Origin of the sequence: Promicromonospora sp. Populi (assembly GCF_041081105.1) — a bacterium.
Taxonomy (GTDB): domain Bacteria; phylum Actinomycetota; class Actinomycetes; order Actinomycetales; family Cellulomonadaceae; genus Promicromonospora.
In genome coordinates, this window is the sequence record NZ_CP163528.1 from 4,152,015 (window position 1) to 4,178,684 (window position 26,670).

27 protein-coding genes are annotated in these 26,670 nt (G+C 72.5%); 12 read left to right on the plus strand and 15 right to left on the minus strand.

Annotated features, from left to right (window positions below):
* Positions 1-41 precede the first annotated feature (41 nt).
* The 3 genes from AB1046_RS18805 to AB1046_RS18815 all read left to right on the plus strand — a co-directional run bounded on the left by AB1046_RS18805 (position 42) and on the right by AB1046_RS18815 (position 3,488).
* A complete protein-coding gene (locus tag AB1046_RS18805) occupies positions 42-1,628 on the plus strand; it encodes a rhamnulokinase family protein (protein WP_369370818.1) in 1,587 nt (528 codons plus the stop codon).
* A gap of 97 nt (positions 1,629-1,725) precedes the next feature.
* Positions 1,726-2,358, plus strand: a complete 633-nt coding sequence (locus AB1046_RS18810; protein WP_369370819.1) for an RNA polymerase sigma factor — start codon at positions 1,726-1,728, stop codon at positions 2,356-2,358.
* On the plus strand, positions 2,355-3,488 hold the full coding sequence (locus AB1046_RS18815) for a CU044_5270 family protein (protein WP_369370820.1): 1,134 nt from the start codon (positions 2,355-2,357) through the stop codon (positions 3,486-3,488). The genes AB1046_RS18810 and AB1046_RS18815 overlap by 4 nt, the downstream gene beginning before the upstream one ends.
* A 98-nt stretch (positions 3,489-3,586) precedes the next feature.
* Here the strand turns inward: AB1046_RS18815 and AB1046_RS18820 are convergent, their stop codons facing one another.
* The 8 genes from AB1046_RS18820 to AB1046_RS18855 all read right to left on the minus strand — a co-directional run bounded on the left by AB1046_RS18820 (position 3,587) and on the right by AB1046_RS18855 (position 10,808).
* Positions 3,587-3,910, minus strand: coding sequence for a hypothetical protein (locus AB1046_RS18820; RefSeq protein WP_369370821.1), 324 nt, complete (start codon positions 3,908-3,910; stop codon positions 3,587-3,589).
* Complete coding sequence (locus AB1046_RS18825; RefSeq protein ID WP_369370822.1) at positions 3,907-4,245, minus strand: hypothetical protein; 339 nt, start codon at positions 4,243-4,245, stop codon at positions 3,907-3,909. Before AB1046_RS18825 ends, AB1046_RS18820 begins: the two co-directional genes overlap by 4 nt.
* Positions 4,246-4,305: 60 nt before the next feature.
* A complete protein-coding gene (locus AB1046_RS18830) occupies positions 4,306-5,166 on the minus strand; it encodes a sugar phosphate isomerase/epimerase family protein (RefSeq protein WP_369370823.1) in 861 nt (286 codons plus the stop codon).
* A complete protein-coding gene (locus AB1046_RS18835) occupies positions 5,163-6,383 on the minus strand; it encodes a dihydrodipicolinate synthase family protein (RefSeq protein WP_369375767.1) in 1,221 nt (406 codons plus the stop codon). The genes AB1046_RS18830 and AB1046_RS18835 overlap by 4 nt, the downstream gene beginning before the upstream one ends.
* A gap of 89 nt (positions 6,384-6,472) precedes the next feature.
* Positions 6,473-7,603 carry a Gfo/Idh/MocA family protein gene (locus AB1046_RS18840; protein ID WP_369375769.1) on the minus strand — a complete coding sequence of 377 codons (1,131 nt, stop codon included), beginning with the start codon at positions 7,601-7,603 and terminating at the stop codon, positions 6,473-6,475.
* A gap of 101 nt (positions 7,604-7,704) precedes the next feature.
* Entirely contained in the window at positions 7,705-8,793 is a 1,089-nt protein-coding gene (locus AB1046_RS18845) for a LacI family DNA-binding transcriptional regulator (RefSeq protein WP_369370824.1), read from the minus strand.
* Positions 8,794-8,875: 82 nt separating this feature from the next.
* On the minus strand, positions 8,876-10,081 hold the full coding sequence (locus AB1046_RS18850; protein ID WP_369370825.1) for a glycosyltransferase: 1,206 nt from the start codon (positions 10,079-10,081) through the stop codon (positions 8,876-8,878).
* A 70-nt stretch (positions 10,082-10,151) separates the two neighbouring features.
* Positions 10,152-10,808, minus strand: coding sequence for a uridine kinase (locus AB1046_RS18855; RefSeq protein ID WP_369370826.1), 657 nt, complete (start codon positions 10,806-10,808; stop codon positions 10,152-10,154).
* A gap of 157 nt (positions 10,809-10,965) precedes the next feature.
* Between AB1046_RS18855 and AB1046_RS18860 the strand changes: the two genes are divergently transcribed.
* The gene (locus AB1046_RS18860) at positions 10,966-11,610 is read left to right on the plus strand and encodes an RNA polymerase sigma factor (protein WP_369370827.1); all 645 of its coding nucleotides are present in this window, start codon (positions 10,966-10,968) and stop codon (positions 11,608-11,610) included.
* 166 nt (positions 11,611-11,776) lie between these two features.
* Complete coding sequence (locus tag AB1046_RS18865) at positions 11,777-12,667, plus strand: CU044_5270 family protein (protein ID WP_369375771.1); 891 nt, start codon at positions 11,777-11,779, stop codon at positions 12,665-12,667.
* A 171-nt stretch (positions 12,668-12,838) separates the two neighbouring features.
* On the opposite strand, the gene AB1046_RS18870 is transcribed toward AB1046_RS18865, so the two are convergent.
* Positions 12,839-13,204 carry a DoxX family membrane protein gene (locus AB1046_RS18870; protein ID WP_369370828.1) on the minus strand — a complete coding sequence of 122 codons (366 nt, stop codon included), beginning with the start codon at positions 13,202-13,204 and terminating at the stop codon, positions 12,839-12,841.
* A 209-nt stretch (positions 13,205-13,413) separates the two neighbouring features.
* Positions 13,414-14,202 carry a helix-turn-helix domain-containing protein gene (locus AB1046_RS18875; protein WP_369370829.1) on the minus strand — a complete coding sequence of 263 codons (789 nt, stop codon included), beginning with the start codon at positions 14,200-14,202 and terminating at the stop codon, positions 13,414-13,416.
* Positions 14,203-14,253: 51 nt separating this feature from the next.
* Here AB1046_RS18875 and AB1046_RS18880 point away from each other — a divergent pair, with 51 nt between their 5' ends.
* Positions 14,254-14,667 carry a DUF2000 family protein gene (locus AB1046_RS18880; RefSeq protein ID WP_369370830.1) on the plus strand — a complete coding sequence of 138 codons (414 nt, stop codon included), beginning with the start codon at positions 14,254-14,256 and terminating at the stop codon, positions 14,665-14,667.
* Positions 14,668-14,674: 7 nt separating this feature from the next.
* Here AB1046_RS18880 and AB1046_RS18885 read toward each other — a convergent pair whose 3' ends face one another.
* Genes AB1046_RS18885 through AB1046_RS18895 form a run of 3 tightly spaced genes read right to left on the minus strand, consistent with a single transcriptional unit; the run spans position 14,675 to position 17,711 of the window.
* Entirely contained in the window at positions 14,675-15,415 is a 741-nt protein-coding gene (locus tag AB1046_RS18885; RefSeq protein WP_369370831.1) for a lactate utilization protein C, read from the minus strand.
* A complete protein-coding gene (locus AB1046_RS18890) occupies positions 15,412-16,929 on the minus strand; it encodes a LutB/LldF family L-lactate oxidation iron-sulfur protein (protein WP_369370832.1) in 1,518 nt (505 codons plus the stop codon). Before AB1046_RS18890 ends, AB1046_RS18885 begins: the two co-directional genes overlap by 4 nt.
* On the minus strand, positions 16,926-17,711 hold the full coding sequence (locus tag AB1046_RS18895; RefSeq protein ID WP_369370833.1) for a (Fe-S)-binding protein: 786 nt from the start codon (positions 17,709-17,711) through the stop codon (positions 16,926-16,928). The genes AB1046_RS18890 and AB1046_RS18895 overlap by 4 nt, the downstream gene beginning before the upstream one ends.
* Before the next feature lie 70 nt (positions 17,712-17,781).
* On the opposite strand from AB1046_RS18895, the gene AB1046_RS18900 reads away from it, so the two are divergent.
* Positions 17,782-18,480 (plus strand): FadR/GntR family transcriptional regulator, encoded by a 699-nt coding sequence (locus tag AB1046_RS18900; protein ID WP_369370834.1) that lies wholly within the window; start codon positions 17,782-17,784, stop codon positions 18,478-18,480.
* Between the two features lie 18 nt (positions 18,481-18,498).
* Here the strand turns inward: AB1046_RS18900 and AB1046_RS18905 are convergent, their stop codons facing one another.
* Entirely contained in the window at positions 18,499-19,008 is a 510-nt protein-coding gene (locus AB1046_RS18905; protein ID WP_369370835.1) for a MarR family winged helix-turn-helix transcriptional regulator, read from the minus strand.
* Positions 19,009-19,110: 102 nt separating this feature from the next.
* Here AB1046_RS18905 and AB1046_RS18910 point away from each other — a divergent pair, with 102 nt between their 5' ends.
* The 4 genes from AB1046_RS18910 (at position 19,111) to AB1046_RS18925 (ending at position 23,544) form a co-directional block, all read left to right on the plus strand.
* The gene (locus tag AB1046_RS18910) at positions 19,111-21,429 is read left to right on the plus strand and encodes an LLM class flavin-dependent oxidoreductase (protein ID WP_369370836.1); all 2,319 of its coding nucleotides are present in this window, start codon (positions 19,111-19,113) and stop codon (positions 21,427-21,429) included.
* Between the two features lie 120 nt (positions 21,430-21,549).
* Positions 21,550-22,164 carry a SprT-like domain-containing protein gene (locus AB1046_RS18915; protein WP_369370837.1) on the plus strand — a complete coding sequence of 205 codons (615 nt, stop codon included), beginning with the start codon at positions 21,550-21,552 and terminating at the stop codon, positions 22,162-22,164.
* Positions 22,165-22,168: 4 nt separating this feature from the next.
* Entirely contained in the window at positions 22,169-22,453 is a 285-nt protein-coding gene (locus AB1046_RS18920; protein WP_369370838.1) for a hypothetical protein, read from the plus strand.
* A complete protein-coding gene (locus AB1046_RS18925) occupies positions 22,396-23,544 on the plus strand; it encodes a Gfo/Idh/MocA family protein (RefSeq protein WP_369370839.1) in 1,149 nt (382 codons plus the stop codon). Before AB1046_RS18920 ends, AB1046_RS18925 begins: the two co-directional genes overlap by 58 nt.
* A gap of 138 nt (positions 23,545-23,682) precedes the next feature.
* On the opposite strand, the gene AB1046_RS18930 is transcribed toward AB1046_RS18925, so the two are convergent.
* Positions 23,683-24,819 (minus strand): AEC family transporter, encoded by a 1,137-nt coding sequence (locus AB1046_RS18930; RefSeq protein WP_369370840.1) that lies wholly within the window; start codon positions 24,817-24,819, stop codon positions 23,683-23,685.
* Positions 24,820-24,973: 154 nt separating this feature from the next.
* On the opposite strand from AB1046_RS18930, the gene AB1046_RS18935 reads away from it, so the two are divergent.
* Positions 24,974-26,641: a UxaA family hydrolase gene (locus AB1046_RS18935; protein ID WP_369370841.1), complete on the plus strand. Its 1,668-nt coding sequence runs from the start codon at positions 24,974-24,976 to the stop codon at positions 26,639-26,641.
* The last annotated feature ends 29 nt before the right edge of the window (positions 26,642-26,670 follow it).

Below are 26,670 nucleotides of genomic sequence, written 5' to 3' on the forward strand. Positions count from 1 at the left end.
GGGGTTTGGCAGCAACTGCATGGTCAATCGGACGTGGACCGATGAGTCCCGCGTTCGTCGCAGTTGATCTGGGGGCGACCAGTGGGCGCGTGATGCTCGGGGTCGTCCACGGGTCTACTGGGCCGGAGCGGGGGCCGCGCTCGGGGCCGACGCCGGCGGGTGGCCCGCGGATCGAGCTCGTCGAGTGCGCGCGGTTTCCAAACGGACCCCGGCGGGACGCCGCCGGCGCGCTCCGGTGGGACGTGCGCGCGCTGTGGCGGGCAGTGCTGGACGGCCTGCGGTCCGCCGCCGACGTCGCACACGAGCGGGGCGCCGAGATCCGCGGCATCGGCGTCGACTCGTGGGCCGTCGACCACGCCCTCCTCGATGCGGCCGGCGACCTCGTCGCGGACCCGTTCAGCTACCGCGACCCGCGCACGGACGGAGTTCCCGACGAGGTGTACCGGCGTACCCCGTTCGCCGACCACTACGCGGTCAACGGGCTGCAGCACCTGCCGTTCACCACGGAGTTCCAGCTCGTCGCGGGGCGTGCAGACCCGGACTGGGCGCGGGCCCGGCACGTGCTGCTGATCCCCGACCTGATCACGTACTGGCTCACGGGCCGCCGCGTCGCCGAGGTGACCAACGCGTCCACGACGGGGCTGCTCGACGCGCGCTCGCGCACCTGGTCGGCCGACCTCCTGGACCGGCTCGCGGCGCACTACCCCGCGCTCGCCCGGCTCCGCGGCCGGCTGCCGGAGCTGGTCGAGCCGGGCGCCGTCGTCGGACCGATCCTCCCGGAAGTACGGGAGGCGACCGGGCTGGGCGAGGTGCCGGTGCTCGCGGTCGCCTCGCACGACACGGCCTCCGCCGTGGCGGCGACCCCGCTCGGGGAGGTGGCCGTTCCGCTCGGGGACGCGGCGACCCCGCTCGGGGAGGCGGGCAGGCCGAGCGGGGGCGTCGGGGCGTACATCTCCTCAGGTACCTGGTCGCTCGTCGGGCTGGAGCTGCCCGCCCCCGTGCTGACGGCGGCCAGTCGCGCGGCGAACTTCACCAACGAGCTCGGGCTCGACGGGACGGTGCGGTACCTGCGCAACGTGATGGGCCTGTGGGTGCTCGACGAGTGCGTCCGAGCCTGGGCGTCGGACGACGGCGCGCCCGTGGACCTGTCCGGCCTGCTCACCGCGGCCGCCGGCGAGCCCGGTGGCCGCTGCCTCATCGACGTCGACGGCGACGAGTTCCTCGCCCCGGGCGACATGCCGCGCCGGGTGGCCGACGCCGCGGCCCGCCTCGGAGCCGGCCTCCCCGCCACACGGCCGGCCCTGGTCCGCGTGATCCTCGACAGCCTCGCGGCGGCCTCCGCACGCGCGATCTCGGAGGCATCGTCGCTGGCAGGCGTGGTTGTGGCCGCCGTGCACGTCGTGGGCGGCGGCTCGCGGAACGAGCTGCTGTGCCGGCTCACGGCCGACGCGACGGGCCTGCCGGTCATCGCGGGCCCGGTCGAGGCCACCGCCCTCGGGAACGTGCTGGTCCAAGCGCGGGCCGCGGGTGTGGTGCCAGGGCGCGACGGCGGCGTCGCCGACCTGGCCGCGCTCCGTGATGTGGTGCGTGCGAGCAGCACCCTGCGCCGCTACGACCCGACGCCGTGACCTGCCTGCCGTGAACCGATCCTGTCGCTCGTGCGGATACATGAGTGACAGTGGGTTCCGACGGTCAGGGAGACACGATGCAAGCAAAGAAGAAGACGTGGGACGGGGCGGCGCCATGACGGCGGCCGCGGAGCTGGTGGGTACCGACTTCGCATCCGAGGTGGAGCGGACCGACGCCCAGCTCATCGCGTTGTCCATGCACGAGCCGGAGGACTTCGCGGCCGTCTACGGGCGCCACGCGCGGACCGTCCATCGGTACGCGTACCGCCGCGTGGGTCCGGAGCACGCCGACGACGTGGTGGCGGAGACGTTCGTGGCGGCCTTCCGTCGTCGGGCCTCCTACGACCTGAGCCTGCCGGATGCCAGGCCGTGGCTGCTCGGGATCGCGACCAGGGAGATCGCCCAGTTCCGCCGGGCGGAGGAGACCCGGTACCGGGCCACGGCGCGGTTGGTGACGGCACTCCCCGAGGACGGTCTCGCCGATCTGGCGACGACCAACGTTGCCGCCCGGGCCGCCGGGAGCGCGCTCGGCAAGGCACTCGGCGGCCTGCGACCCGGCGACCGGGACGTGCTGCTGCTCTGGGCGTGGGGTGACCTCAGCTACGAGGAGATCGCCACGACTCTCGACATCAAGAAGGGCACGGTCCGGTCTCGGCTGCACCGGGCACGCAAGCTGGTCCGCGCGGCACTTCCGGGCGGACTCTGGGACGAAGAGGAGGACGGGCGATGAGCACGAGCACCAAGGGGACTGGGCAGGAGCCTGGCGGCAGCGAGCGGGACGCACTGCAGATGACCGGTTTGCTGCTCGACCCGTCGGAGGCGGAGCTGGAGGCCGCGTTCCGGTCGGGGCAGGCGCGGCTGACCTCGGAGCTGGGGTCGTCCGCCGCCGCGACGGACGGGCAGCGCCAGCACTCGGCCGGAGCCAGCCTGCTCCGGTCCGTGCGGGCTCCGGGCGGTCGGAGCGGGTCGGCCGACGGGCGGCGGCCGGGTGACCGGCGACGTACCGGGGGAACGCGGAGGCCCGTAGTGCGAGCCGCCGTCGGCCTGGGCCTCGCGGCCACCGTTGCGGGCGGCCTACTCTTCGCCCCCACGGCCACGCTCTCGATGCCGTGGGACGACGACGGCAGCGCGGTCGTGGTGCCGCCGGCCTCGGCCTCGGCGGCGGAGATCCTGCAGGCCGCCGCCACCCGGACGGTCGCCGCCGCGGACGACTCGTGGGCGAACATCCGGCCGGACCAGTTCCTGTACACGCACTCGACGGGGACCACCCGTTACGAGATCGTGGGCGATGAGCCCCAGATCAGCCTGGAAGAGGAGGAAAGCTTCATCTGGTCTTCGGTGGACGGGACTCAGGACGGCCTGTCCGCGGGGACGTTCGCCGAGGAGCCGTACCACGAGTACCCGCTCATCACCTGTGCGGGGGACGGGGCGGAACGGGCACTTGCGGCCGGCGGTGACTGCAGCTCAGAGCCGGGGCTCAACCTGGACGCACCCACCGACGCCGACGCGATGTACGACTACCTGCGAGACCAGCCGCCGTTTGAGGACGAAGGACCGGCAGCGTCGATGTTCATCAGAGCCGGCGAGCTGCTGGGCTACCTGACGCCGAGGTCGCAGGCGGCGGTCTTCGAGGCGCTGAGCCGGGTGGACGGGCTGATCGTGACTCCCGGCGTCACCGACGCCGTCGGGCGGACCGGCATCGCAGTCGGCGTCGAGCTGGAGTACTACCGGCAGGACCTCATCTTCGATCCGGAGACCAAGGACCTGCTCGGTGTTGCGTCCTTCTACCCCGACGGTATGGCGGACGGGTACGCGATCGTCGAACGGACCATCGTGGACGAGGTAAACCAGAAGCCCTGACACCACTTGTCAGCGAAAGACACATGCGCGAGGCCTGTCACCCACGGTGGGTGGCGGGCCTCGCGCTGGTAGCGCTTGTCCGGGCTGGACCTCAGCCTTCAGCCAGCCTTGAGGAACTCCGGGCGGATCACCTCACGCAGCGCGGTTGCGACGACGTTCGCGCTGATGATCTCGACGGTCGGCCGCGTGGCCTGCGCCAGACCCTCCAAGATCGCCAGCCGGGCCATCGTCGAGACCGGCAGGTCGCGCTGCGCCGCTGCGGCGGCCAGAACGTCGTACTGCTGCGCTGACAGCCGCACGGACAGCACCTTCGGGGCCGCGGCCTCGGACCGACGAGCTCCGACTGCGTCGTCGGGCAGTGGGTCGTGCCTGCGCGCCTCGGACTCTTCCGCGACCTCTTCAAGAAGCTTCTCGATACTCATCGCTCCTCCTCCTGCTCGCCTTCGTTCTGCTTGTCGTTCTCGTAGTGGCGCTGGTCCACATCGTTGGACCGCCACGCGTTCGCGCCCCATACCTTGGTGCCCTCAAGCACGGTGATCACCGTGATCAGGAGACCGGCGGTCTCTGACCACCCAATGGTTCGATCCGAGGATCCGGACTTGGATGCGGGGTCTGGGCTGAATGTGACGGCATGAGGATCGATGAAGGCTTCATCGGCCCACTCAGGTTCGATGTTCGTCTCCCCGGCCGACCCCTTGCGTGTCGACCTCGTGCGGATGTAGTCAGCCCGGTGCTTCCAGTCAGGAACCTCACTCACGTAGTTGAATCTACTACACGCAAGATCAAGGTGACAGGGTGTGCGGCTGGGAGGACGGGTCTACAGGTGAGGGGCGATGTGTTGCTCGTAGCGGTCCAGCACCGTCTTCGCGGTCTCCGACGGGGGGCGGGACCAGATCTGCTCGTTGAAGATCTCCGTCTCGATGTCGCCCACGTAGCCGGCATCGCGTACCCAACCGGTGATCGTCGCGAAGTCGATGTAGCCGTCGCCGACGTGCCCGCGTGAGTTCAGCGGTTCCGCCGCGAGCGGGAGCACCCAGTCGCACACCTGGTACGACGCGATCCGGTCCTCGCGTCCGGCCCGTGCGATGGACCTGCGCAGCGCCGGGTCCCACCACACGTGGTAGGTGTCGATGACTACCCCCACCTCGGACGGCGCGAACGGCGCCGCCAGGTCGAGCGCCTGCGCGAGCGTGGAGATCACCGCCCGGTCGGCGGCGAAGATCGGGTGCAGCGGCTCCAGCACTATCCGCACGCCGTGCTCGGCGGCGAACGGAACCAGGTCGGCGATCCGGTCGGCGACCCGGCCGCGCGTGGCGACGAGGTCGCGGTCCACGGCCGACGTCGGGGCTCCGCCCGGAGTGGAGCCCACCAGCCCGCCGACTACAAAGACCAGCTCCGAGGTGCCGATCGTCGCGGCCTCCTCGATCGCCCGCCGGTTGTCGTCCAGTGCTGTGCGGATCCCGACGTCGTCCGCTGCGGTGAGGAACCCGCCGCGGCACAGGGACGACGCGCGCAGGCCGGCGTCGGCGATGATGCGTGCCGCCTGCGGGGCGCCGACCGCCTGCACGACGTCGCGCCACGGGCCGACCGCGCCGAACCCCGCGGTGGCCGCTGCCTCGCATGCCTCCGCGAGCGAGGCATGCTTCACCGTCGCTGTGTTCAGCGAGGCCCGGCTCATGCGCTCACCCCGTTCGTCGTCAGGAAGGCCCGCAGGCGCACGCCCGCGAGGTCCGGGTCGAGCAGCATTCCGCAGCCGTCGGCCAGGCGGGCCAGCTCGACCAGGTGCCGCAGCGACCGCCCGGAGTGCAGCCCGCCCACCAGCGAGAACCCGGGCTGGAACCCGTTGAGCCAGGACAGGAACGCGATCCCGGTCTTGTAGTAGTAGGTGGGCGCGGCAAAGATGTGCCGGCCCAGCGCCTCGGTCGAGGCCAGGATCTGGTGCCCACGGGCAGCGCCGTCGGGGTCGCCCGCCGCCCCGGCGTCGAACGCCTGGAGCGCCATGGAGGCCGCCGGGTAGATCGCGGCGAAGATGCCGAGCAGTGCGTCCGAGTGGCCCTGTTCGTCGCCCGCGATGAGCTCCGGATAGTTGAAGTCGTCGCCCGTGTAGAGCCTGGGCTTGGTCCCGCTGTCCGATGGCGGCAGCGCCGCCAGCGACCGGCGCAGGCTCACCTCGTGGGCGGCGTCGAGCAGCGACACCTTGACGCCGTCGATCCGGGGCTGGTGCGCGCGGATCAGGTCGAGGAAGGTCGCCGTCGCGTCGTCCACCGAGGACGATCCCCAATAGCCTGCCAGCGTCGGGTCGAACATGGTGCCCAGCCAGTGCAGGATCACGGGCTGGTCGGCCTCTGCCAGCACCGCGTCGTACACGCGGGCGTAGTCCTCGGGCCCGCGCGCGACCCGCGCCAGCGCGCGCGAGGCCATGACGATGACCTGCGCCCCGGCGTCCTGCACCACGTGCACCTGTTCGCGGTAGGCATCGGTCACCGCCGCGAGCCCGGCCGCGCCCGGCTCCAGGGCCGCCACGACCTCCGGCGCGAGCTGGTCGGTGCCCGCCCCGCACGCGATGCGGGCGCCCACGGACGCCGCCTCGACCGCCGACCGCCGCACCAGCTCCTGCGTTGCGGCCCAGTCCAGACCCATGCCGCGCTGCGCGGTGTCCATCGCGTCGGCCACACCCAGCCCGTGCGCCCAGATCCGGTGCCGGTAGGCGAGCGTCGCGTCCCAGTCGACGACGGCGGGCGCGCCCGGCACGTTCTCCGCCCCGACCTGCGGCACCACGTGGGCGGCCGCGAAGGCGATGCGGCTCGTCAGCGGGCCTGACGGCGTCGTCCATGGCCCGGGGGTGTTGAGATCTAGGGTCTCCGATCCGGAAACCCGGCCCTCGGCGTCGAACACCGGGAGGGTCACCGTCACGCCGCTGGCAGAGGCGATCGAGTCCGGTGTCTCGACAGGCTCGACCCGCGCGGCAGGCCCCGCCGCCCCGCTCACAGCACGATCTCCGGGATGTCCAGCCGACGCCCCTCAGCCGACGACCGCAGCCCCAGCTCCGCGAGCTGCACACCGCGCGCCGCCGACAGCAGGTCATAACGGTGGGGGCGCCCCGCTGCGACGTCGCGCAGAAACTCCTCCCACTGCAGCTTGAAGCCGTTGTCGAGGTCGGCGTTCGCAGGGACGTCGAGCCACTGGTCGCGGAACGGCTCGGTGACCGGCAGGTCCGGGTTCCACACGGGCTTGGGGGTGTGCGAGCGGTGCTGGGCGCGGCACTCGCGCAGGCCGGCGACGGCGGAGCCGTGGGTGCCGTCCACCTGGAACTCGACCAGCTCGTCACGGAACACGCGCACGGCCCAGGACGAGTTGATCTGCGCCACGACGCCGTCCCCGCCGGGCGTCGTGACGTCGAAGATGCCGTAGGCGGCGTCGTCGGCGGTCGCGGCGTACTCGCGGCCCTGCTCGTCCCAGCGGGTCGGGATGTGCGTCGCGGTCCTCGCGGTCACCGACCGTACGGTCCCGAGGATGCCCTCCAGCACGTAGTTCCAGTGGCAGAACATGTCGGTGGTGATGCCGCCGCCGTCCTCGACGCGGTAGTTCCAGGACGGGCGCTGGGCGGGCTGCGAGTCGCCCTCGAACACCCAGTACCCGAACTCGCCGCGCAGCGACAGGATGCGGCCGAAGAAGCCCTCGTCCACGAGGCGGCGCAGCTTCACGAGGCCCGGCAGGTACAGCTTGTCGTGCACCACACCGACGGTGACGCCGGTGGTCACCTGGAGCCGCGCGAGCTCGATCGCCTCGGTGAGCGTCTCCGCCGTCGGCTTCTCGGTGAACACGTGCTTGCCCTGCTTCATCGCCTTCGTCAGGGTCGCGGCGCGCAGGTTGGTCATGGCGGCGTCGAACACGATGTCGGCCTCCGCTATGGCGGCGTCGACGTCGGTGGTCCAGTGCTCGACGTCGTGCAGCGCGGCGAGCTCCTTGAGCCTGTCCGGGTTGCGGCCCACGAGCACCGGCTCGACCTGCACCCGGGAACCGTCGGGGAGCGTGACGCCGCCCTGGTCGCGGATCGGCAGGATCGAGCGCACGAGGTGCTGGCGGTAGCCCATGCGGCCGGTGACGCCATTCATGGCGATGCGAAGTGTGGTCACGGGCGACTCCATCGTCAGGTGCTGGGAATGCGCTTTCCCGAGGAGCCTAACGCACTAGACGGCGGCGGTACACCGCCGGTTTAGTGGTGGCGCTCCGGGGTGGAGTCCCGCAGGACCACCTCGCCCTGGACCGGCGCGCGCACCTGGTCCGTGCGGCCCAGGGCCAGGTCGGTCGCCAAGGCGCCGATCTCGGCCAAGGGGATCCGCACCGTCGTGAGGCCGGGGGTCACGTCGCGCAGCGTGTGGATGTCGTCGAACCCGGCCACGGCGACATCGTCGGGCACCCGCAGGCCGGCGTCGCGGACGGCGGCCATCGCGCCCACGGCCATGACGTCGTTGACGGCGAACACCACCTCCGGGGTGTTCGCGGCGGCCCGAGCCGCGGCCGACGTCATCCGCGACAGCAGCTCGGTCATCGCGTCGTAGCCGCCGTCCCGCGTGAAGTTGCCGTGCACCACGTCCCGGTCGAGCGCCGGGCAGCCCAGCGCGGCGAGGGTGTCGCCGAACCCACGGGTCCGGTCGGCGGCCGTGCGCAAGCCCGGGGGACCGGTGAGCACACCGAACCGGCGGTACCCGATGCGGTGCAGGGCCTCAGCGAGGGCGCCGGCGCCGCCCGCGTTGTCGATCTCCACGACCGGCAGGCTGCCGACGGCCTGCCCGATGACGGCCACGCCGCCCCCGGCCTCCTGAAATGTGGTGAGGGCGGCCTCCAGCGCGGCCATCCGGGCGACGACCGCTGAGGGGGCCGCCCCCGCCCCGCCGTCGGGCAGGGTGACCCTGCTGCCCGCGAGGATGATCGCGCGCGACCGCTGCCGCCGAGCCAGCTCGACGAACGCGAGCTCACGCTCCGGGCTGTTCTCGGTGGCGGAGAGCGTGACGATCAGGCCCTCGCGCTCGGCGGCGCGGGCGATACCGGCGGCGATGGTGGAGAAGTACGGGTCGGCGATGTCGTGCACCACCAGCCCCAGCGCCGTGGTGCGGCCGCGGGCCATGGCCTGCGCGCTGGGGTCGGGGGAGTAGTCGAGGCGCTGGGCGGCCTCCAGCACCCGCTCGCGCAGGTCCTCCCGGACACTGCGGGTCGCGCTCCCGTTGATCGCGCGCGACGCCGTGGCGAGCGAGACACCGGCCTCGCGGGCGACCTGGCTCAGTGTGACGGGCGCGTCGGGCATGAGGTCATACTGCCCTGCCCCGCCACACCTGCACACCGAACCGGAGCCCGGAGGTCTCTCCTTCCTCCGGGCTCCGGCTCGATCAGACCCTCGCCATACGTAACCCCGCCTCGCGGTGCGTGCGCTCGATGATGCTCGAGTACCCGGCGATCATCCGGACGTGGCTGAACCGGGGCCGCACTGCGGTCCGCGCGGACTCCAGCTCCTCGCGTCGAGCGGCGGCCTCGATCCACGTCGCCGCGATCTCGGTCGGGTCGAACGACGTCACGAACCCGATGCGCTCCACGATCGACGGCGCGTCGCCCACGGGGGTGGTGACCGGCACCGCTCCGCACATCGAGCCCTCGATGAGGCACAGCGGCGCGGCCTCGCCGAACGCCGAGGTGAGTGCCACGACGTCGGCGGTCGCGTAGACCAGCTCCATGTCGTGCCGCACGCCCAGCAGGTCCAGGCGCCCCAGCAGGTCCGGCCGGTCCCCGAAGATGCGGGTCAGGTCGTCCTGCAGGTCCGGGTTGGCCGCGCTCATGCCCGCGCCGCACATCAGCACGTAGCCCTTGGGGTCGAGCTCGAGGAACGTGCGGGCCGAGCGGAGGAAGAGCTCGGGGTTCTTCATCTCGTCGTACCGCGCGGCATAAACCACCACCGTCGCGTCGCTCGGCACTCCGGCCGCGCCCCGCAGGGCGAGCCGGCGCGCGCCCTGGACCGGCCGGAACCGGGCCAGGTTGATGCCGTTCGGCACCACGCGCAGCAGCTCGGCGGGCACGCCCGCCTCGCGGTACGCGTCCCGTGTGGACTCCGCGCAGCAGACCACGGCGGCCAGCCGGCCGCGATCCGCCGCGGTCAGCAGGTCGTTGAGGGCGTCGCCCTGGTGCTCCGGGTCGGACCGGTGCAGGCAGGCGATGACCGGGCGGTCCGGGAACACGTCCTGGTTCACGAGCCGGAGCGGCTGCTCCTTCAGGGACAGCACCACGTGGGAGCTCTCGACCTCGCGGACCGCGTTCTTGAGCTCGTCCTCGGTGAAGACGCGCGGGTCGAGGCCCGCCTCGGTGCTCCGGCCCAGCGAGCCGATCCGGACGCCCGCGGCGCGCAGGGCGCGGTAGCGGGGGTCGTCCTCCATCCGCTGGAGGGTGGCCTCACGCCGGACCTCGTGGTGCAGGCTCAGCACTGAATGCTGCTGCCGACCGCCCTGATGCAGACCGGCTACCACGGTCGAGTGCAGGACACGAGCCCCGCCGCTGAAAAAGCCCTCGTACAGCGAGAGCACACGCAAGCCATTGCGCTGGATCACAGACACCACCTCCTGTGCCCAGAGTGAGGCCCATGCATGTGTAATACATGGCAGTCCGGTTACGCGTGGATTACGTGTTCGAGGACTTTCGGGCGAGCAGGCGGCGGACGTCCTTCTCCGCCTGTGCGGGTGAAGTTTCGCGGCAGCCCAGCGCCACCCACCGCTCGATCATCGCCGGCTCCGCGCGCAGCAGCGAGGTGCCCCGACGCAGCAGCGTGCCGATGGGCTTGCGGGCCTCCGCGACGTCCCGGAGGAACCGGAACCAGAAGGTGACCAGGCGCGGCCGGGACAGGCAGATCGCGTCCGCGAGCAGCCCTTCCGCGCGGCACTCCTCGACGAGCTGCGCGGCGAAGATCCCCTCGGCCAGCACCAGCGGCGAGTCGCCGATGTCGAGCCGGCGCATGCCCGTGCGGCGCGACGTCGGGATGTCGTAGACCGGCACGTCAGCGCGGCCGTCGGTGGCCAGCTCGTGCAGCGCGGCCAGCGCACCCTTGCCGTCCCAGGTCGCCGGGCTGTCCCAGTCCACGCTGCCGTACCGCTGCGGCAGGCCGGGGTGGTCGATGTCGAGATAGAAGTCGTCGAGCTGCACCACCGGCAGGCCGAGACGCTGCGTGAGCGACGTCTTGCCCGACCCCGACGGCCCGGTCAGCAGCACCACCTGCGCCCGGGGTCGCCGGGCCCCCGGCGGGAGGTCGAAGAGGGTGGTCTCGGGCTCTGGGTCGGTCACGAGAGGCCATTCTCCCGCACCGCCGGCGCTGGGCACGCACGGCGTGCGCGAACACTTTTGCGCGCTCGCGGCGATACATGGACGACAGTAGATGCGGCGAGGCGAGGGGAAGCGATATGAGACACGTTCGTACTGGGCCGACGGCGGGATGCCCGACGTGAGCGCGGCAACGGTGCCGCAGGCTGGCGCGTGGACCGGTGCCGGCATTCCGATCGGCTTGGTAGCCCTCCCGGAGATCACCACGGACGCCGCGGTGATCGCCGCTGCCGACCAGGACACCGAGCAGTTCGCGGTGCTCTACGACAGATACTCGGCGGGGCTGTACCGGTACGCCTACCGGCGCGTCGGGGCCGAGCACGCCGAGGACGTGGTGGCCGAGACCTTCGCGGTCGCGTTCCGGCGCCGGCACACCTACGACCGGTCGCGGCCGGACGCCCGGCCCTGGCTCTACGGGATCGCCACCAAGGAGATCGCGCGGTGGCACCGGTCGGAGGAGGCGCGGCTGCGGGCTTGGGCCCGCTCCGACGTCAGGCACGACGAGGAGTCGCCCGCGGACCGGGTGGCGGAGCGCGTGAGCGCGAGCGCCGCCCGACCGGAGCTGGCGGAGGCACTGCGACAGCTCAGTCCGGGCGACCGGGACGTGCTGCTGCTGGAGGCCTGGGGCGAGCTCACACAGGAACAGATAGCGCGGACGCTGGGGATCCGGCCGGGCACTGCCCGGTCGCGGCTGCACCGCGCACGACGACAGGTGCAGGCCGCGCTCGGCGCGGGTGCGACGGACGAGCTGGAGGCTGGACGATGAACGACGAGATGACGATGCTGCGGGCTGCTGGGACGGACCTCGACCCGCCGGGCGGAGCTCCCGCGGCACTGCGCGAGCGGGTGGTGGCCGGGTTTGTGGCCGACGGCGGCGCGGCGAGCGCGCCGGATCGGGCCGTGGCCGGTGAGGTGATCCGGATGCGCCGGCCCTGGGCCGGCGGGTCGCCCTGGTGGGCGGTGTGGCGGCGGCCCTCACGGGTGCGCTGGTCCTGGGGCCGACCGTGGGCGGGTCGGGCGACGGCGAGCAGCCGGTCCTGGGGATCGACGCCGCGGCGGCCGCTGTGCTGCAGGACGCGGCGGTGGCCGAGGCGGAGCTGGAGCCGTGGGCTCCGCGGCCGGACCAGTTCGTGTACCGGAAGTACGTGAACTCCTACTCCGTGCAGGGCGAGGGGGCGGACGGTTCGTTCGTGCAGACCCTGAACACCGCGTCCACCGAGGAGTGGATGTCGGTGGACGGCCTGCACACGGGGTTCAGGACGTCGTGGATCGAGCCGGGCGAGGCGTACCCGGACGGGGAGCTGTCCGAGGGCCCGCTCGACCCTTGTGCCGAGGGCACCGAGTCGTGGTGCATGAACGTGCAGGCATACCCGCCCGACCTCCCCACGGACGGGGACGCCGAGGTGATGTTGCAGTACCTGCGGGACAACAACGGCGGCGCGCCGGTGCCGGACGACCAGCCGGAGCCGTTCCCCGACACCGACACGTTCCAGCAGGCCGAGGAGCTCCTGACACTCGGCAGCCTGCCGCCCCAGTCGCGCAGTGCGGTCTTCGGGGCGATCGCGCTGATCCCGGGCGTGACGGTCACGGGCGATGCCCTCGACGTGGCAGGACGGCCCGGTACCGCGGTCGGCTTGACGTTCGCGACGGAGGCGAGGCACGAGCTGATCTTCGACAGCGAGACGAACGAGTTCCTTGGCTTCCGCCAGCTCTGGTCGCCGGACGACATCGCCGACGGCGTGCCTGCGTCGGAGGACGGCGCCGGGTGGTCACTGGCGCTCCTGGAGTCCGGTGTGGTGGACGAGGTGGGTCAGAAGCCCTGACCTTCGGTGAGTGACCGGTACGGGGTCAGGTGATCGGCAGGCTGCGCTGCCGGTCACCCGACCTCTTGCTTTTCGTCCGTTCGCTCGCTCGATCACTGGGTTCGCTCGATGACCAGGGCTGCCGCGGCGCTCAGCGGGATGCGATCAGCCGCGCGCCCAGCGCCTTGGCCGCTACCACGGCCCCGGCGCAGGCCACCACGCCCCGTACAGCACGACCAGCCCGACCCGCAGGCCGACCCCGGTGATCAGCGTGATCCCCACGAACGTCTCGATGATCGCGGTCATCAGCAGCGCGGCGCTCGCCGGCATGATCCCCAGCGTCAGGATGTCGATCGTGCGGACCGCCAGCGCCTCGGCCGGTGAGGCGCCCTGGAAGAACTTGAGCACCCCGAAGTAGGTGAAGATCAGCCCGACGCTGATCCGCAGGGCGGTGATGCTGTGCGCTGCCAGCAGGCGCTCCAGCGCGCCGGCCGCTGTGCGGATCGTGTCCGCCGCACGGAGCGATCCCGTGGGGCGGGCCGGCTGGGTGTTCGTCATGGTGGACATCTCGGTACCTCCGGTTCCCGGGATGCCCTGGTGGCGTCCATGGGTCAACCGTCCCGCCGGCGGGCTGCGCGAGAATCCGCCGTTCGGCGGCATCTTGACTGCGCTGCCGGACGGCGCCCGGCCGCCACGACTGCGCTGTCCGACGTCGCTCGCGCGCCTCTCGTACGCGCCCTGCGGTACCCGGGGGTCGCGCGGGGGACCTAGTTGCCGCGCTGGTAGCGGCCCGGGGTTGTCCGCAGCAGGCGGCGGAAGTGCCGCGTGAGGTGCGCCTGGTCGTAGAACCCCGTGGCGGTCGCGACGTCGGCCGCCGGCTCCCCGGCGAGCAGCCGACGTCGGGCCAGGTCGAGCCGCCGCCCGACCAGGTACCGGTGGGGCGGGAGGCCGAGCTCACGCGTGAACGCGCGCACCAGGTGCGGCACGGTGACGCCAAGCTCGCCGGCGACCTGGGCGAGCCGGACCGGTGCCGCCGGGTCGGCGTCGAGCAGGTCGCGGGCCCGCCGCGCCGTGGTGCCGGCGGACGGCTCGCGCGGCGGCGTCGGGCGGCCGGAGAGATGCCAGGCCAGGCCCTCCGTGACCAGGGCGAGCAGGCTCTCGGCCGCGAGGTCCTCGCGCACGGTGAGGGCCCGGTCGAGGCCCACGAAGCGTGCGCGGAGCGTGTTGTCCATGACGAGCGGTGCGTCGACTGCCCGGCCGACCAGGCCGTCGTCGAGCAGCCTGGGTTCCAGGTAGACCACGCGCTTGCGGAAGCCCGTGGCGGTCACGGACCGCCCGTCGTGCACCACGCCCGGCGGCAGGACCGTCACCCCGGTGTGCTCCGCCGCGTGCTCCTGCCCGTCCAGGCCGTAGCCGATCAGGCCGCGGTCGACGATCAGTACCGCCCAGGTGTCGTGCGTGTGGGCCGGGTACGCGTGCTCGTGCCAGGCGGCGTGCAGCACCTCGGCGACGCCGGGCACCTCCGGCCGCCAGGCGCGCACAATATCCGGACCCATGATCAAGAACGTACAAGATTGTCGGTGCCGCGCGGCACCAGGCTGGACGGCATGACCTTCGAACAAGCCAAGATCGTGATCGTGCTGCGGGACGACCTGCTCGCCTGGCAGGAGAACAACGTGACCGCCTTCCTGGCCAGCGCCGTGACCGCCGCCTACCCCGACCTGATCGGGGACACCTACCGGGACGCCGATGGCCAGGAGTACCTCGCGATGCTCGGCACGCCGGTCATGGTGCTGGTGTCCGACGGCGACCAGCTCGCCACGATCCGCGAGCGCGCCGCCACGCGCGGGCTGCGCATCGGCGTCTACACGGCGGACCTGTTCGCCACGGGGAACGACGTCGACAACCGGGCCGCCGTAGCCGCCGTCGCCACCGAGAAGCTCGACCTGGTCGGGGTGGCAGTGGCCGGCGAGCGGCGCGTGGTGGACAAGGTGGTCAAGGGCGCCAGGCTGCACCCCTGACGGTCCGTCAGGAGACCAGCACCACGTGGAGGGTGCGGGGGCCGTGGACGCCCTCGACACGTTCAAGCTCGATGTCGCTCGTCGCGCTGGGGCCGCTGATCCAGGTCAGGGGGCGAGCGGGCTCAGCGCCGAGCAGGCGCACGGCCTCCGGGACGGTCTGCATCACCTGGTCGGTCCGGACCATGCACACGTGCACGTCGGGGACCAGGGAGATCGCGCGGCGGCCCTGGTCGGGCTCGCCGTCCAGCACGATGGTCCCGGTCTCGGCGGCGGCGACCCGCGCGGCCGTCACCACTGCGTCGACCTGGTCCAGCTCGGCCGCGGACATGGGCGCGTCGCGTGAGTCGGTGTGCACGTCGACGTCTGCCGCGCTGAGCCACGCGGGATCCAGCCCGGCTGGCACGACGACGGCGCCGCGCCCTGCCGACTCCTGGGTTGCTGACTCCCGGGTGGTCGGCAGGACGTCAGGTGATCGGTAGTCCGAGCTGCCGATCACCTGACTTTTTGCCGACCGGCCGAGCAGGTCCGCCAGCAGGCCCGGGAGGTCGGCGGCCGGGACCTGGTGCACGTGCGCCTTGTAGTCCTCCAGCCGGTCGACAAGCAGGGCCAGCACAACGTCGGACCCGGGCGCGTGCTCCCCGGCCGATCGGTACTCGCGGGGCACGACGCCGGCCGCCGTCGGACCGGGCGCGTCCGAGCCCAGCGCGGTGCGGATGCGGGACAGGATCTCCGTCCGGGCGTCGGTCATCGTCGTTCCTCCCGTTCAGCCCACCAGTCGTGAAACGTCTGCTGCGGGGGCTCCATCAGGTCCCGGGAACGTGTCCACAGCGAGCCGGGGAACGGCAGCCGCCGGATCACGCCGTTGCGCGAGATCGCGCGCAGCAGCCGCGGCACGCGGGCGGCGCGGCGGAACCGCCCGCCGTCGGCCATCGCGAAGGAAGCCGCCTTCATGGCGGCCTTCCAGACGCGGTCCGCGGTCTCGGGCGAGGCGCCCGACAGGGACACCTCACGGGCCCGCAGCTCCACCAGGATCGACGGGATGTCGATCTTGACGGGGCACACCTCGTAGCACGCGCCGCACAGCGTGGACGCGTACGGCAGGTCGGACTTCTCGCCGGTGAGCTGCGGCGTCAGGATCGCGCCGATGGGGCCGGGGTAGACAGAGCCGTAGGCGTGGCCGCCGACCCGCTCGTACACGGGGCAGACGTTGAGGCACGCGGAGCAGCGGATGCAGTGCAGGGCTGAGCGCCCGGCCTCGTCGGCGAGCACCTTGGTGCGGCCGTTGTCGAGCAGCACCAGGTGGAACTCCTGCGGGCCGTCGCCGGGCGTCACGCCCGTCCACATCGAGGTGTACGGGTTCATCCGCTCGCCCGTCGAGGAGCGCGGCAGGAGCTGCAGGAACACCTCGAGGTCGTCGAACGTCGGGATCAGCTTCTCGATCCCCATCACGGTGATCAGGGTCTCGGGCAGCGTGAGGCACATCCGGCCGTTGCCCTCGGACTCCACGACGGCGAGCGTCCCGGTGTCCGCGACGGCGAAGTTGGCGCCGCTGATCGCCACCTTCGCCGACAGGAACTTGCGGCGCAGGTGCGAGCGGGCCGCCATCGCGAGCTCGCGCGGCACGTCCGTCAGGTCGGGCGGGGCGTCGGCCATCCGCTCCAGGAAGATGTCGCGGATCTCGGTGCGGTTGCGGTGGATGGCGGGCACCAGGATGTGCGACGGCATGTCGTCGGCGAGCTGCACGATCAGCTCCGCGAGGTCCGTCTCGACCGCCGCGATGCCCTCCTCGGCCAGCGCCTCGTTGAGCCCGATCTCCTGGGTCGCCATGGACTTGACCTTGACCACCTCGTCCGCGCCCTTGGCGCGCACCAGGTCGGCGACTATCCGGTTGGCCTCCACGGCGTCCCGCGCCCAGTGCACAACGCCGCCGCGCGCGGTCACGTTGCGCTCCAGCTCCTCGAGGAGCTCGGGCAGGCGGGCCAGGACGTCGGTCTTCACCGCCGAGCCGGCGTCGCGGAGCGCCTCCCAGTCGGGGACCTCGCCCACCACGCGGGCCCGCTTGGTCCGGATGGTGGAGGTCGCCTTGCCCAGGTTGCGGCGCAGCTGGCCGTTCTCCAGCGCGGCCTTCGCGGCGTCGGGGAACGAGGCGCCCCAGTGCAGGGGGTCTTCCGGGCGGCCGATCCCGGACAGGGTGCCCGGCGCGGCCTGCGGGCTCGGCCCGGCCCCTTCGCGTGCGGCGGGCATACCGAGGAACGTGCTCATCGGGCCACCGCCTGCCCGGCGCCGGGCACGACCGGCGACTCCCGCGTCGAGGCGAGGATCTCCGCCAGGTGCATGGGCCGCACTCCCGTGCCGCCCCGCGAGAGGCCGCCGCCGATGTGCATCAGGCACGACCAGTCGCCGGCGGTAACCACCTCGGCGCCCGTGTCGACGACGTTGGCGACCTTGTCGGCAAGCATCGCAGTGGACGTGTCCGAGTTCTTCAGGGAGAACGTCCCGCCGAACCCGCAGCAGCCCTCGGCCTCCGCGAGCGGGGCGAGCTCCAGCCCTTCGACGGCGCGCAGGAGCCGCTCGGGCTTGTCGCCCACACCGAGCATCCGCAGCGAGTGACACGTGGGGTGGTAGGTGACGCGGTGCGGGAACCAGGCGCCGACGTCGGTCACGCCGAGCACGTCGACCAGCAGCTCGGACAGCTCGTAGGTGCGCTCGGCGACGGCGGTCGCGGTGCGGGCCTCGGCCCGCAGGCCTGCCCGCTCCAGGACCATCGCCTGCTGGTGCCGGATCGACCCGGTGCACGAGCCGGACGGCACGACTACTGCGTCCCACTCGCCGTCCGCCACCGGGGCGAACGTCCGCACGTGGTTCTGCACCACGGGCACGGCCTCGGCGAGGTAACCGGTGTTGACGTGCATCTGGCCGCAGCAGGCCTGTGCGGGCGGGAACACCACCTCGTGGCCCAGGCGCTCCAGGAGCGTGACGACGGCCCTCGGGGCCTGCGGAAACATCGCGTCGCCGATGCAGGTGGCGGCCAGGGCTAGGCGCATGGGCACTCTCCTTCGAGGTCTGTCCACACCATAGCCCACTGTGGACAGACCACAGAAGTATGCTGGCTCCGTGCGAACCCACGAGCGTGTCCTGGCCCAGATCGAGTCGGGCCTCAGCGCGGGCAAGTGGCCCATCGGCGACCGGCTCCCGGCGGAGCGGGCGCTCGCGGAGGAGCTGGGGGTGTCCCGCCCGTCCGTGCGCGAGGCCATCCGGATCCTGGAGGCGATGGGGCTGGTGCGTACCGCCGTCGGCTCCGGCCCCAGCTCGGGCGCCACCGTGATCGACCGGCCCGCGGCCGGCCTGGGCGCGGCCGTCCGGCTGCACATCGCCTCGGGCGCCCTCCCGGTGTCCGACGTCGTACAGACGCGCGTGCTGCTCGAAGCCGGTGCCGTGCGCGACGCCGCCACCAGGGTGCCCGACGACGCCGCGCTGGCGAGCGTGCGGGAGCACGTCGAGGCGATGGCGGATCCGGCTCTCGACGTCGCCGCCTTCGTGGAGCACGACCAGGACTTCCACATCGAGCTGGCTCGCCTGGGCGGCAACCAGCTGGTCGAGGCGATCCTGAGCGGCATGCGGGCCGCCGTCGCCTCCTATGTGATGGCGGGCGCGGAGGCGGTCGAGGAATGGCCGCGGACGGCGGCCCGCCTCTGCGCGGAGCACCGCGCGATCCTCGACGCCGTCGCGCGGCACGACGGCGCCGAGGCGGAACGCCTCATGCGCGAGCACATCGAGGGCTTCTACCGCGAGACGGGCTTCGGCGAACGCTGAGCCTGGCCGGCTATATGGCTACCCGGCTCGTCCCGGCTGCTGGGTCGTTGCCTCCACGACCGTGCGGCACGGGTCGTGGTCCGGGCCGGTGCCGGTAGCCGCGCGCTCCAGGAGTTGGCGGAGCAGCGCGCGCTGCTCCGGCTCCAGCCCCGCGAGCAGCTCCTCCTCCGCGGCGGCGACACGCGCGTCCATCGCGGCGAGCACCTCCAGGCCGCGGTCCGTGGCGACGATGCGCCGCGCGCGCCGATCGGTGGGGTCGAGCTGGCGTTCTACCAGCCCGCAGCCCTCGAACGCGTCGAGCAGGTAGGTCATGACCGTGCGGTCGATGCCGAGCGTCGAGGCGAGTGCCGCCTGGCTAGGCAGGTTGCCGTGCACCACCGCCGTGAGCAGCTGGTAGCCGCGAGTGCCCTGGGGCAGGTCGTCGGCCGCGGCGTCGACCCGGGCGCTCCACTCGCGCAGCAGCGCGGCGAGCGACCAGCCGAACAGGGAGTGCTGGCCGGTGCGGGTCTCGGTGGGTGTGGTGCTCATGTGCCCATCCTACGGGAATGTGCGGCAAACCAGAAGAGTTGTGCGTAATATCATCTGCAGTACAGACGACTCTCGCCGACTCGGACAGGACAGAAGACTCACATGACCGACTACGGGCACGAGCTGCTCTTCGGCACGTTCATCACCCCGACCAACACCGACCCGCAGGGTCCCGTCCGGCTCGCCCAGCTCTCCGAACAGCTCGGCCTGGACCTCGTCACGTTCCAGGACCACCCGTACCAGCCGGGGTTCCTGGACACCTGGACGCTGCTGTCTTGGGTGGCCGCGCAGACCGAGCGCATCCACATCTCCGGGAACGTGCTGAACCTCGGCATGCGCCAGCCCGCCGTCCTCGCACGCGCCGCCGCGAGCCTCGACCTGCTCAGCGGTGGCCGGTTCGAGATGGGCGTCGGCGCCGGCGGATTCTGGGACGCGATGGCCGCCATGGGCGCCACCCGCCGCACGCCCGGCGAGGGGGTCAGCGCTCTCGAAGAGGGCATCGAGATCATGCGCGGCATCTGGGATGCGAACAACCGCACGCCGCTGCGCGTGCCCGGTGAGTTCCACCGGGTCGACGGCGCCAAGCGCGGCCCAGCCCCCGCGCACGACATCCCGATCTGGCTCGGCGCCCTCAAGCCGCGCATGCTCCGCCTGGTCGGCGCAAAGGCCGACGGCTGGCTGCCGTCCCTGCCGTACCTGAAGGACGGCGACCTCGCTCGCGCCAACACGATCATCGACGAATCGGCCCTGACGGCCGGGCGCTCGCCGAGCGAGATCCGTCGCCTGCTCAACGTTGGCGGCACCATCACCGACCGCTCGACGGGGCGGCTGCAAGGCCCCGTGGACCAGTGGATCGAGGAGCTCACGCAGCTCGCGCTGGAGGACGGCGTCAGCGCGTTCATCGCCATGGGCGACGACCCGGAGCAGATCCGGGCGTTCGCGCAGGAGGTGGCACCCGCGGTGCGGGAGGCCGTGGCGGCCGAGCGGCGATCCGCCGGAACGGCCCCGGCGTCGGCTCGCCGCGGTGCGACGGCCCTGGCCGCGCGCCGGGAGGGCATCGACTACGACTCGCTCCCGCCGGAGCTGGCGGCGCGCGCAGTCGAACCGGGCGACCGGGAGTACGGCGCGGTGCGGCACAACTACCTGCGGTCCGGCGCGCCGGGCCTGGTGCTGCGGCCGCAGGGCGCCGAGGAGGTCGCCTCCGGGCTGGCCTGGGTGCAGAAGCAGGGCGTGGAGTTCGCCGTCCGCTCGGCCGGGCACGGAATCTCCGGCCGGTCCACCAACGACGGCGGCGTGGTGCTGAGCACGCGCGGCATGCGGTCGGTCGAGGTGGTGGACGAGGCCACCCGCCGCGTCCGGATCGGCGCAGGGGCGACCTGGGGCGAGGTAGCGGCGACGTTGGCACCGCGCGGCTGGGCCATCACCTCGGGCGACTACGGCGGCGTAGGCGTCGGCGGGCTCGGGACCACCGGGGGCATCGGCTTCCTGGGCCGGCTGCAGGGCCTGACGATCGACCACGTGGTGGCCGCCGAGGTCGTCACCGCCGACGGGCGAGTGCTGCACGCCTCCCGCGACGAGCACCCGGACCTGTTCTGGGCGCTGCGCGGCGCCGGCGGGAACATGGGCGTGGTGACGTGGCTGGAGATCGAGGTCGGCGCCATCGGCGACGTGGTGTTCTCCCAGATGACGCTCGACGCCACCGACACCGCCGGCCTCCTGGAGAAGTGGGGCGCCACCGTCGAGGCGGCGCCGCGCGGGCTCACGTCGTTCATGATCCTGGGCGGCGGCGGCGGCGGCCGCGGCGGCCAGGGGCCGATGGCGCAGCTCCTCACGGTGTTCGCGGCCGACGGCGCCGACGCCGACCCCGACGAGGCCATCGCCCAGCTGGAGCTGCTGGCCGGCGCCGGACCGCTGCTCGGGCACCAGGCTCAGCTGCTGCCGTACTCCGGCGTCGTACGGCAGGAGGATGCCCACCACTCCGGCGGCGGCGACCCGTCGGCCCGGTCGGGCCTGCTGGCCCACCTGGACCAGGGCACGAGCAGGGCGATCGAGCGGCTGCTCAGCTCCGGGGAGTCGTACTTCACCGCGATCCGCGCGACCGGCGGCGCCGGGAACGACGTCGCGCCCGACGCGACCGCGTACGCGCACCGGCACCAGAACTTCCAGCTCTCGGCGCTCGCGAGCAACCAGGACCGGATCAACCAGGCGTGGGACGCGGAGATCGGGCCCGTGATGGACGGCTCGTACCTCTCCTTCGACACCGACAGCCGGCCGGAGCGCCTGCTTGAGGCGTTCCCCGAGCCCACGTTCTCCCGGCTGCGGACGGTGAAGGCCACGTACGACCCGTCGAACGTGTTCCGGACCAACTTCCCCATCCCGCCGGCGGACCCGTCGCCAGATTCCTCGGGGAGCGAGGCCTGACCTCTGCCTGGAGACGCCTGCCTGTGGATAACCTCGCGTGGATGTCGGTGGCGACCCGTAGGTTCGACCACGTCCGGAACGGCCGGGCACTTCCCGATCACGATCACCGCAGGGGCACCAATGAATCTTGTCGCCGCCTCGCGCCTGGCGCGCGAACTGATGGACCAGCACGGGCTGAAGGCCTGGACTTTCGAGTTCGACGACGCCGTTCGGCGCGCCGGCATGTGCAGCTACGCGAAGAGCCGCATCAGCTTGTCCGCGCCGCTCACCCGCATCCATGACGAGCGCGAGGTGCGGGACACGATCCTGCACGAGGTGGCGCACGCGCTCGCAGGCTCCAGAGCCAAGCACGGGCCGGCGTGGCGCGAGGTGGCGGTCCGGATCGGGTGCTCGGGCCGGCGGTGCGTGGATCCGTCCGCGCCGTCGATCGACGGGCCCTGGGTCGGGGCCTGCCCGGCCGGGCACCGGACCACTCGGTTCCGGCGTCCGCCGGGAATCATGTCCTGCCGCTCGTGCGGGCCCCGGTTCGACCTGGGCAACCTCATCGCGTGGACGTACAAGGGCCGCAACGCAGCGATGGGGGAGCGGTACGACGTCCAGCTGCGCGGAGCGTTCATCGAGGTGGGCGAGGTCCCGGAGACCGGCCCGGGGGCCGAGGAACGCATCGCCCGGGCGGCGCGGGAGCGGGTGCCCGGCCTGAGCATCGAGCCGTTCGACCTGGGCGCGCTACGTTGATCTCATGGCGGCCGCGTCGATCCCCCTGGGACTGTCCGAGGTGAATCCGAGGCCCGCGGGGCGCCGTCGGTACGCGGTGGTGGGAACGGGACACCGGGCGTCGATGTACGTCGACGCCCTGATCGGCACCCACGCGCCCGACGGTGAGATCGTCGCCTGGGTCGAGCCCAACCCCGTGCGCGCGGCGGTCCACGAGGCCCGCGTGGCCGCCGCGCTCGGGGCCGGCGCCCCGTGTACGGGCCGGGCGACCTGGAGAAGGCGATCGCCGAGCAGTCCGTGGACCGCGTGATCGTCACGTCGATCGACCGCACCCACGGCGACCTGGTGGCCCGTGCGCTCCGGGCGGGTGCGGACGTCGTGGTGGAGAAGCCGATAGCGGCGCACGCCGACCAGGCCCGCCAGATCGTGGACGCCGTCACCGAGACCGGCCGGGACCTCGTGATGACGTTCAACTACCGCTACTCGCCGCGCAACAGCGCGCTGCGCCAGGTGATCGCCGGCGGCGAGATCGGTCGTGTGCTGTCGGTCCACTTCGACTGGGCGCTGGACACCGTGCACGGCGCCGACTATTTCCGCCGCTGGCACCGCGAGAAGGTGAACAACGGCGGCCTGCTGGTGCACAAGTCGAGCCATCACTTCGACCTGGTGAACTGGTGGATCGACGGTGTGCCGCGCCGGGTCTTCGCCACCGGCGGGCGGCGCTTCTACGGCGACGACGGCGCGCACGAGACCGGCTACGAGCCCACCGCCGGCGAGCGCGCGCTCAACGAGCGAGGCGTCGACCCGTGGCAGCTCGACGTCGACCGGGACGAGTGGCTGTCCGCGCTGTACGGGCCGGAGGCCCAGGCCGTGGACGGCTACGTGCGCAACCGGTCGGTCTTCGACGACGGGATCACCACCGAGGACACGCTCGGCCTGGTCGTCGAGTACGAGGGCGGCGCGCTGCTGACCTACTCGCTCACCGCGCACGCGCCCTGGGAGGGCTACCGCGTGGTGGTGAACGGCACGCGCGGGCGGGCAGAGCTGGAAGTCACCGAGCGCGGCTCGGTCGAATTCGGTGACGACTCGGCGGTCCTCGACCCGAGCGCGTCGGCGGCGTTCCGGCCCGACCTGGTGCGCCCCAACGGGGAGCGGCTCGTGGTGCAGCGGCATTGGGAGCGTGCCGAGGAACGGCCCATCGTGCGCGGCGAGGGCGGGCACGGCGGCGGTGACGCGCTGCTGCTCGCTGACGTGTTCGCGCCGTCGGGCGAGCCGGATCCGCTGGGCCGCGCCGCCGGCTACGTCGACGGCGTCCACGCCTCATCGGTTGGCTACGCGGCCAACCGCTCTCTGGAGACGGGCACCCCGACCCGCATAGCGGACCTAGACCTAGGCCTCTGACACCACAAGCCATTGGGCACGCCCCTCAGAGACGCCACGAGCCGTTGGGCGCGCCCGCACCTCCCTTTGAGTCCTAGGTTTCTCCGCTTTGAGCGCCCTCAAAGCGGAGAAACCTAGGACTCGAAGAGGAGGACAGGGTCAGGCCAGGAGGGCGCCGATCGTTATCAGGGCCGGGACGCACAGGGCTGTGGTCCAGACCGTCGCGCGGGCCGCGACGCCGTCGAAGACGCCGTACCGGGTCGCGTATGTCGTGACGTTTACCGCGGTCGGCAGCGCGGCCATGGTCACCACTACTGCGAGGGCCGGGGCGTCCAGGCCCAGTGCGGTGCCTAGGCCCCACGCCGCGAGCGGGTGCAGCACGTTGCGCATCAGGACGGCGAGCGCGATCACCCAGCCCACAAGCCTGGGTCGCTGTGCGGCGGGCCCGAGGTCGGCGTCCGCCGGCGGCATCGGGACGGCGAGCGTCATGCCGAACGTCAGCAGCCCCAGCGGCGGCGCGGCTGCGCCGATCAGGTCGAAGGGCAGCAGCACGACGTCGGGCAGCCGCAGGCCGGTCAGCTCGCTCACCACCGCAACCAGCAGGCCCGCGACCGTGCCGAGCGTGATCGGGTTCCGGATCGCCGCGAGCGCGACGTGCACCACCGAGGTCCAGCCCGACCGCGCCGCCCGCCCGCGGCCCGACCGTGCACGTCCCGCCCGCCCGCGCTCCGACGGGGCCTGATCCGACGGATCACTCCCCATGTCGCTCTCGTCGGCCGACGACGCCCCGGCCCGGTCGAGCACGGCAAGCGTCAGCGGCGCCAGGACGAGCAGCTGGAAGAGCAGGGTCGGCACCACGGCGAGCGCGTCGTCGAACAGGTAGACCGCGAGCGGGATCCCGATGTTCCCGCCATTGACGTAGACGGCGGCCAGCGTGGTCACGGCTGCGGGGCCGGCCGGCAGCCGCAGCACCCAGCGGGCCAGCGCGGCAGTGATCAGGGCGAGGACGGCCGTTGTCGCCCACGTGACGGCGGCGCCGCGGGACACGACGTGGGCGAGGTCGGTACCGGCCAGCGTGCTGAACATCAGCGCGGGCGCGCAGATGGTGAAGGACAGCGTCGCGAGGATCCCGCGGGCGCTCGCGCCGCCGGTCTCTCCGCCAGCCCCGACGTCGGCTCCGGCGGCTGCCTCGCCCTCCGTGCCGCCCTCCGCCCGTGCGGCCCGGCCGGGGAGCATCCGCCCGGAGAGGAGCCCGCGCCGCTGGATCACCCAGCCGAGCGCGACGACGCAGGCCATGGAACCGATAGCAGTCAGAACGGGTAGCACCCGTGCACCTTCCCACGCTCGGGTGTCCTCCTTCAGGGTTGTCCAGGTGCAGGGCGCCGACGCCCGGGCCTGGCCGGCCACAGCTCGTCGCTACGATCAAACGGTTCACAGGGAGGTGTGCCGAGTGCCCGAGGTCGATCTGCTCGTCCTGCGCGAGGGAGACGACGTCGCCGTCGCGACGCGCGATCTGAACCCGGGGGACCGAGCCACGGCTCCCGGGACCGGCCCGGTCGCCGTCGGGCAGCCCGTGCCGCGGGGGCACAAGATCGCGCTCCGGGCCGTGCCCGCGGGCGCGGAGGTGCACAAGTACGGGCAGGTCATCGGGGTTGCGACCACCGACATCGCGCCCGGCGACCACGTGCACACGCACAACCTCGGCTTCGAGGAGTCCGCGCGCGAGGCGCCGCTGGGCGGCACCCACACGGACCTCCCGCTGCCCGACGGCGCAGCCGACCCCAGGTGTCCCCGCCAGGTAACGCGGCGAAGCGCGGATACTCCGGGGGGTGCGGACAGCGCCCGCCCCACCTTCCGCGGCTACCGCCGGGCCGACGGCCGGGTCGGCACCCGCAACTTCGTGGCGATCCTGACGAGCGTGAACTGCTCGGCGTCGACGGCGAAGATGATCGCCGACCAGTTCCGCGGCGCGGCCCTGGACGAGTTCGGGAACGTAGACGGCGTGATCGCCCTTACTCACACGAGCGGCTGCGGCCTGGTCCCGGACTCCGAGGGCGGGCAGGTGCTGCTGCGCACCCTGCGCGGTTATGCCGCCCACCCGAACGTCGCGGGCCTGCTGGTGCTGGGGCTGGGCTGCGAGATGGTGCCGGGCGCAGCGCTGTCGGCGCGCTCGGGCCAGGTCGCGGACCTGGGGATGCCCACGGTCGGCGCCCCCGACGACACCCGGTCCGGGCTGCTGGCCGCCATCCCGGACGACACCGTCGTCCGCTCCCTGACGATCCAGGACGCCGGCGGCGTGCGGGCCTCGGTGCGGGCCGGCGTCGCCGCCGTCCGAGCGATGTTGCCGCTGGTCAACGCGCGCGAGCGGGTCGATTGCGACGTGTCGGAGCTGGTGCTTGCGCTGAACTGCGGCGGATCGGACGGCTACTCCGGGATCACCGCCAACCCGGCGCTCGGCTGGGCCTCAGACCGTCTGGTCGCCTACGGCGGCACGTCCGTGCTGGCCGAGACCCCTGAGGTGTACGGCGCCGAGCACCTGCTCACGGCTCGGGCGACGTCGCCCGGCGTCGCGAAGAAGCTGCTGGACCGCATCGACTGGTGGCGGGGTTACGTCGCCGCGGGCGGCGGAACACTCGACAACAACCCGTCGCCGGGCAACAAGGCCGGCGGGCTCACGACCATCCTGGAGAAGTCGCTCGGGGCCGTGGCCAAGGGCGGCCAGGCCGACCTCGGCGCCGTCTACGAGTACGCCGAACCCATCACCGAGCGGGGGTTCGGTTTCATGGACACCCCGGGCTACGACCCCGTATCGGTCACCGGCCTGGTGGCGGGCGGCGCCAACGTCGTCGTATTCACCACGGGCCGCGGCTCGGTCTTCGGGTGCCGCCCGACGCCGTCGATCAAGGTGGCGACCAACACCCCCATGTACTCGGTGATGTCCGAGGACATGGACCTCAACGCGGGTGTGATCGTGGACGGCACGGCTACCGTCGCCGAGGTGGGCCGGCAGATCTTCGACCGGATCCTCGCGGTCGCCTCGGGGGAGCAGACGGTGAGCGAGGAGCTGGAGATCGGTGCCGAGGAGTTCATCCCCTGGCACCTGGGCGCGGTCACCTGAGCCGCGGTCAGAAATGACCATGCACCTGC